General features: G+C 42.3%; 7 protein-coding genes and 1 pseudogene. All 8 read left to right on the forward strand.

Annotation, left to right across the window (positions count from 1 at the left end; translation table 11 throughout):
- Positions 1–289, forward strand: a 289-nt coding sequence (locus HP548_RS00730) for an ABC transporter permease (RefSeq protein ID WP_175380613.1), incomplete at its 5' end; no start/stop codon positions are given.
- Between the two features lie 291 nt (positions 290–580).
- Entirely contained in the window at positions 581–772 is a 192-nt protein-coding gene (locus HP548_RS33055; protein WP_217504573.1) for a hypothetical protein, read from the forward strand.
- A gap of 554 nt (positions 773–1,326) precedes the next feature.
- Complete coding sequence (locus HP548_RS00740) at positions 1,327–2,826, forward strand: monooxygenase (RefSeq protein WP_099859428.1); 1,500 nt, start codon at positions 1,327–1,329, stop codon at positions 2,824–2,826.
- 326 nt (positions 2,827–3,152) lie between these two features.
- Positions 3,153–3,638: a MarR family transcriptional regulator gene (locus tag HP548_RS00745; RefSeq protein WP_099859429.1), complete on the forward strand. Its 486-nt coding sequence runs from the start codon at positions 3,153–3,155 to the stop codon at positions 3,636–3,638.
- A 241-nt stretch (positions 3,639–3,879) separates the two neighbouring features.
- Positions 3,880–4,545 (forward strand): Type 1 glutamine amidotransferase-like domain-containing protein, encoded by a 666-nt coding sequence (locus HP548_RS00750; RefSeq protein WP_175380614.1) that lies wholly within the window; start codon positions 3,880–3,882, stop codon positions 4,543–4,545.
- A gap of 364 nt (positions 4,546–4,909) precedes the next feature.
- Positions 4,910–5,056 (forward strand): hypothetical protein, encoded by a 147-nt coding sequence (locus HP548_RS00755; RefSeq protein ID WP_175380615.1) that lies wholly within the window; start codon positions 4,910–4,912, stop codon positions 5,054–5,056.
- Between the two features lie 348 nt (positions 5,057–5,404).
- Positions 5,405–6,655, forward strand: coding sequence for an MFS transporter (locus HP548_RS00760; RefSeq protein ID WP_217504574.1), 1,251 nt, complete (start codon positions 5,405–5,407; stop codon positions 6,653–6,655).
- Between the two features lie 405 nt (positions 6,656–7,060).
- Positions 7,061–7,453 (forward strand): annotated as a pseudogene (locus HP548_RS00765) (sugar ABC transporter substrate-binding protein); the annotation flags it as partial.

A 7,453-nucleotide genomic window follows, 5' to 3' on the forward strand; every position in this document is an offset into this window, starting at 1 on the left:
CATTCCCGGATTGACAGCAGGGTCTATGGAAGGGGCGACAGCCTATTCATATCCGCTGATTTTCCTGCCGTTTATCAGTTCGGCCTTTGTCCCCACTGAAACCATGCCTAAAATTGTCCGTGCGTTCGCTGAGAACCAACCAGTGACTTCAATCGTGAATGCGATTCGTGCCATCTTGTATGAAGGGTCTGTTGGTAATGATATCTGGATCGCACTTGCCTGGTGTGTCGGTATCATGTTCATCGCTTTCTTCTTCGCTAGTAAAGCATTTAAACGCCAGTTAGGGTGAGTTGAAGGTTGATACGACCCTGGTCAAGAGTACTTCACAAGTCAGAAGATCCATCAAATCTCATTGGCTACTCAAATTTGGGTCATTCTTGATTGAAGGTGAAGCCTCGAATCAGGGTTGTGGGAATAGGTTGTTTTAGGGATCCCAAGAAATCGCTCTTCATAAGACAATTTTGAAATACCATTCAAAGCCGCTAAACTTTTTCCGAAAGATGGGCCTACAATCGGAACTACAATTACTCGTACGGGTCCAAGCACATTTAATTTGGCCGCGATAGGGACGTATCTGGTTATGTTTCAGGGAAGTGTGAATGAAGCTGGGCAACCTATGCTAACACTCAATGGTGCTGACCTATCCAATTCAGTAGTGGGGCGAGCAACAGGCACAAGTCAGATGCCGGGAATGGCTATAGTACAAACGACTGTTGTTATTCAATACTCACCCCAGTCGGTAATTCCACTGGTTATCACACAATTAGCATAGTAATTATCGTTCGCATAGATAATTATATTTTTGCCACCTTTATAATGGTGGCTTTTCTTATGTAGATAATTACTATAGGACTCGCTAACGTTCTCCCCATTACCTAGGTTAAATAGTTTGAAAGCCTCGCTGTTCATTTACATATTCCCAGTGAAAGTCGCAATTTTAGCGGCTTATTCTATTTCAAGGTACCAAAAACTGTCTCCATACCGAGGGAAAGAACGCAAGTCAAAAGCCTGGAATATTAATTCATCATTTTTAGATAATATTGTTTCAATCAAAACAATTTACAAAATATATATTGTTTAAATCTAATATTGATGATACTATAATTTTGTTTCGTACAAAACAATATATTATTTTTGTTTTGTGTAAAACAATGAAATAAGGAGGCGCGCATGATAATAAATCCGAGTACCGTCACACAAACAGTGGCAGATCTCATTTCGCAAATCGTCATTACCGCTTCTTCGTTATCTTTTCAGTCCAAGTAAGTCTTTGCTAAATTGGATGCAATTGCATCGATTTTCAACTAAGAGAGGAGAAATATGAAAATGAATTATGATGTGATTATTATCGGAGGGGGACCTGTCGGCATGATGTTGGCAGGAGAACTCGCTTTGGCGGACGTCAAGGTTTGTATTTTGGAGAAATTAGAAGATACCACCCCATACTCTAGAGCACTTAGTATCCATCCTCGTACAATAGAAATGCTGGACTTGCGCGGTTTAAAAGCGGAATTGTTGAAGATCGGGAAACCGTTGCCTACCGGGCATTTTGCAGGTTTGGAAACTCGGTTGGACTTTACGGTCATCGACTCTTCATCAAATTATTCATTGTTTATTGCCCAATCCGAAACCGAAAAGATACTGGAGCGCAGAGCCAGAGAGCTAGGTGCGGAAATACGGCGAGGAACGGAAGTTTCGTCTATCTCACCAAATTCAGAATATGTAGAAGTGGTAGCCACTGGAACTGAAGGCGAAATGACATTAACAGCAGCATATGTAGTTGGTGCAGATGGAGCCGGAAGCATTGTACGTAAACAGGCGAACATTCCCTTTAACGGAACGGATACAACACTTACTTCGGTCCAAGGCGATGTTGTGCTTAAACGCCCGCCTGCAACGAATGTCGTTTCCAGCTTTGACGAGAACGGAATGATCATGATCGTTCCTGTGTCTAAAGAGTTGCATCGTGTAGTTTTCATCGATCCGGATCGAAAATCTATTCCTAAGGACACACCGGTCACGCTGGAGGAACTACGCTCGGGAATGCTTCGCATGTTAGGGGACGACTATGGGATTTCAGATCCGTACTGGATGACTCGCTTTGGCAATGCTACCCGACAAGCTGACCGCTACAGGGAGGGAAGAATATTCCTTGCAGGGGATGCTGCTCATATTCATTTCCCTGCCGGAGGTCAAGGTATGAATGTGGGACTGCAAGAGGCCTTGAATCTCGGTTGGAAATTGGCTGCGGAAGTGAAAGGATGGGCACCAGAAGGATTGCTCGATAGTTACCATGAAGAGCGTTTTCCCATCAATTCAGCATTGCTTAGGAATACACGTGTACAAACGCTGCTATTTGGTAGCGATTTTTCATCGACTACGATCGATCTGCGGACAATGATTTCCAACCTATTGGAAATTCCGGAAGCAAACTACCGCTTAGCGAGTCAAATTGCAGCTGTGGATGTTGGCTATACAGTGCCAGATACTGTTTCTGAACATCCATTAAATGGTCGCAGACTTGCAGAGATCAAACTGCGTAAGGAAAACGGAGATATCTTCAGCAGTTACGAACTTTTCCGGGAAGGCAAATACATATTGCTAAATCTCGTTAATGATCAACTCGTGGAAGGCATCACTCGTCGTTTGCCCAATCAGCATTTCACATGTGTTAATGCGATATTGGCGGAACCAGCCCTGGACTGGAACAATGTGCACACAGCAATGATTCGTCCGGATGGATATATCGCATGGGCAATTTCCGATCAAGACAGTGAACTGGAACAATGCATAAAGAAAGGTATTAATAGCATCAGCAAAGGGTAATTTTTTTACTCTTATTGTTTTGTGAGAAACAAAAAATGTCCGGAAGCCTCTGAATCATCGCTTTCCGGGCATTTTTTCTATGTGAAGTGTTGATATGAGAAAAGTCCCGTTTTCTTACTTTACACTCGCAGTGTCAGCTACGTTTTGGGGCGCAAATTTCAATGCGGGGAAAATGCCCAAGTTGTTCAAAGGCTCGGATGCAACTAATCCCATTATTTCATGGATACTTTGGTCTACAAGTTTCCAAAAATAAGCGTATCAAATGTTTTTTGCGAAACAATTATGTATAATGAGGAGAGATATGCGAATAGAGGGGACCAAAGAAAATGCAGCCAATGGATCATTCTAAACAATGGATTTTTAAAAGCTTTATTCATCTTATGAGTCAACAGGACGTAAGGGAAAGCAAGTTATCCGTCAGAATGAGTGAGGAACTACATAAATTCGAAAAGGAATTTGGAGAAAAGGTGAATTTGACCTTGTCGGAGATTCACCTCATCGCATGTATCGGAGATTTCTCACCGATTAATGTCACCTCCATTTCGGAAAAAACGGGATTAACCAAAGGGTCTATCACAAGAATTAGCAAAAAACTTCTAAAACTGGCCTTGATTAAAAGACAGCAGATTAATGACAATAAAAAAGAAGTCTACTATAGTTTGACATCAAAAGGCCAAAAAGTTTATGTTATCCATCATCGAATCCATCAAGAAATTGAAGAACGATTCATGAAATTTCTAGATAAATATACAGCTGATGAACTTGTTTTTGCGAGCAAGTTCATCCAGGATTTAAAAGAGTGGGATTATTGAAAGATGTGCACCTGAATTGTCGATAAAATAAATGCCCATAGAGCTGCTAAGTTAGCAGCTTTTTTGTTTTATCGGTACAAGTCCGTGTCCCATGTTATGGTAATATAGAGTTGGATTTATGAAATGTGTACAAGGGTCTGTAAGCGAGATAGCTAAAGAACAGTTCATCTTTCTAGCGTGTGTAATATGTTTTATCGTTAGAATGGAAGCATGTAAAAAGTACATATGGAGGTTATTAAGTTTGAAAACTCACTACTACTTCAGTTGGTTTAATGATTTTTTTCCAGAGAAGCTGGTCAAATTGTTGCAGGAGGATGTACAAGACAGAAAATCGCTTGTTATGATTAGCGCTGATCCGTCTGGTTATACAGGTGAGCAAATTAACTTTGATGATGTTTCAGAATGGAGATGGCTGAATCAGGCTAATATTATTTTTGATGAATATTATTTCATTGATTACCGCATGCAGAAGGAAGATGCCCGGCGATTCATTCAAAACGCCTCTGTCATTTTTTTATGCGGTGGATATCCTGTTTTGCAGAACGATTTCTTGACGGAATATGAATTATCGGATGTTATTAAGAACAGCAATGCCGTTATAATGGGTGCTAGCGCCGGTGCGTTAAACATGGCTGCAAAATGGTTAAGCTTGAATAACACTGATGAAGTTGAAACAAGTGCTATTTATGATGGTATTGGCTTTGATCAATTTGCCTATGAATCACATTCTCAACGCGACTACGCCACATTTGTTCAAGGCTATCTGTTCCCCTTGTCTGAAGAGATTGATGTTTATGCGGCAGAACAGGAGAGTGCTGTGCGTGTGAAGGACGGCAAAATAGAAATAATGGGTCCAGTATATTTAATTTCCCAATCAAAGATTCAGAAATTGGTTGAGACGCTCTAATCAGGGTGAGAGATGGAAAATCCACTTGCGTATCCAGTCACAATAGAGGGCAACCGTACCAATTACAGTGGAATATGACGATGCAGTCAAAGGTGCCTTTGCTTAGTCTACAACTTTATTTTCCGAGGCTAATTTATTTTATTTGAACGCAAGGAAAAAATCCTTTTACAATCATTGTCAGTACGTTATAATACAATCACCAGGTGGATTACTCAACATAAAAAGTGAAATATTGTAATTATTTAGTGAGTTCCACCATGTAAATTAGATTGGATTCTCTCCCTTTCACAGTCATGGAGTCACCCTTGGCTCGTCATAGTCTTGAGCCGCTTATTACATAATAGATATCGGAGGAGGTGTGGTTATGGTCAAGAAGAAAATTTCCAAAGCCCTCAGCGCTGCTTTAGTCGTTTCTATGCTGGCTACTGGCGTGATCGTCGCTATCCAAGGTAATACAACGTTAGAGGTAGCGAAGTCAGCAGGGGATAAAAAGGTTGAAGTTATTAAATAAGTGAGACCTTACATGCAGAAGATAGGTGCGAAAGCCAACGGAATCAAAAGACTCAAAAGACTCCAACAGTGTTAGCAACTAAAGATGAAATGCTCTCTGCTAATTAGTATGAGATGAATAATATCACCATAATAATCAACACAGTCGCCATCTTTGATGGTGGCTTTTTTGTTTTGTAGAGCGGGGTGCGCCCTGGCAGGAAAAGATTATTTTTGGGAGACGCACTCTGAAAATTCAGTCTTTAGTATGAGGTGAACGATGTGGAAGTCCGTATAATTAGGAATTGAAAGGAGAGTCATATCTTACTCAAAATGGGAATCTTTTTGAACAAATTGGAGGTTGAAAAGATTGGATCGGCACGAAAAAACCATGAATGCACCAAGCCTGTTTCGCAATCGGTTCCTGCAGACGATTTTATTATCAAGCGTGCTCCTGCAGGTTGGCATTTGGGTACGTAATTTTGCTATTCTCTTGTACGTTGCGGAGAGAACAAACAATGATCCATATGCTATTTCGCTAATCAGCGTAGCCGAATTCGCACCAATTTTTGTTTTTTCGTTCATTGGAGGTACATTTGCTGACCGCTGGCGGCCAAAGCGAACGATGATCTGGTGCGATTTATTATCCGCGGTATCGGTATTCGTAGTACTTCTGACCATACATTTCGGTTCTTGGCACTCCGTTTACCTTGTCGCATTCATCTCAGCTATTCTTTCGCAGTTCTCTCAACCTTCGAGCATGCGTTTGTTCAAGTATCATGTGCCCGAAGAACAGCTCCAGCAAGGGATGGCTCTATTCCAATCACTGATGGCCATCTTCATGGTGCTTGGTCCTATGCTCGGCACCTTCGTTTACAGCACATTTGGCCTTGAAATATCGATCGCTGTCATGGGCCTGGTATTTCTGCTCTCTGCAGTCGTTCTTATTCGTCTGCCAGAAGATCATATGCAATCTCAAGCCGCCGCTGTAAAAGGGCAGTTCCGTAAAGAATTCATTGAAGGCTTCCGCTATGTTTGGCAAAGCCAAGTACTGCGGATGCTCGGACTGGCATTTATTCTCGCGGGACTGGCTGTTGGCGTAGCCCAAGCGCTCAACCTGTTTATCGTCACGGAGCGGCTGGGCAGAAGCAAGGAATTCCTGCAGTATCTGCTAATGGTTAATGGTGCAGCTATGCTGATTGGTGGCGGAATCGTGGCCGCTTTCGCCAAGCGGGTTCCGCCGCAGATTCTTCTCGCAATAGGTATGATCGCAGGCGCAGTCTGCACAGCCATTGTAGGGTATTCGACAAGCGTTCCACTCACCCTGACCGTTCAATTTCTGAATGGACTTGTTTTCCCCTGCATTCATATTGGAATCAGCACAATGATTCTGAAATGGTCAGAGGCTTCGATTGTCGGCCGGGTGAATGGGGTTCTGAATCCGATGTTCGTTGGCATGATGGTCGTTTCCATGTCTTTCGCTGGCGCATTAAAGGGTGCCTTTTCGCTGGGTACAATCTATAGTGGTGCAGGATTATTATTTCTTCTTGGCGCACTGGTCATGGTTCCGATCATGAACCAAAAAGCGCCTGATAATACACATATTGCACAAGAGACATAATTCGCGATATCTATAAAATTTTAATGAGAAGAGCCGGTCATGAAGAAGTGATCGGTTCTTCTTCATTTCCTGGGAGTAAACCCGCCAGAATCATAGTGATAAAAAAATTGAAGATGATTGTTTTGCTGGAAATGGGCCGCTATTATAGCGGCTTTTTTTTGTTTTAAGGAACTAAGTTCGTGCCAAGATTATGACAGTTCAAGGAGAATACCTTTGAAGCGCAGGGCATTGTGCCAGGATATCAACAATTATTTTCATGCGCATTACCGGGAGGGAGAAAACCTGAACTTTTCTCGGAAAGAGCTATAATTCGAATATAGTTTCCAGGTAGTGTTAAATTTATAATTAAATTATCCCAATGAAAGGGTTTTCATTAATACGAGATTGAAACTTTGGAGGTGCTTTATGGGGGGCAATAAAAAGAATTTTTTCCGTATGGGGGCAACATTGTTGTTGTCGCTGAGCGTTGTGCTGGCTGGTTGCTCAGGCAGTGCAGGTGACTCCGGAAGCGGAGAAGAGAACAGTGCAGGAAGTGAAGTGGGGGCTGACAATCCGATAGAAATCTCGGTGTTTCTGAACGAGGCCGGACAGCAGCCAACCGCTGACAACAAGATTTACAAAAAAATCAAGGAAGAGCTCGGCGTTACATTTAAATTTGAATTTCTGGCTGGTGACAAGAACCAAAAGCTCGGCGTCATGATCGCCGGTGGAGATTATCCGGATCTGATCTCAGCCGATACCAAACTTACGGCAGCCGGTTCAGTCATTCCGCTTGAAGATCTGATTGAAGAACACGCG

The organism is Paenibacillus taichungensis (assembly GCF_013359905.1).
Lineage (GTDB): Bacteria > Bacillota > Bacilli > Paenibacillales > Paenibacillaceae > Paenibacillus > Paenibacillus taichungensis.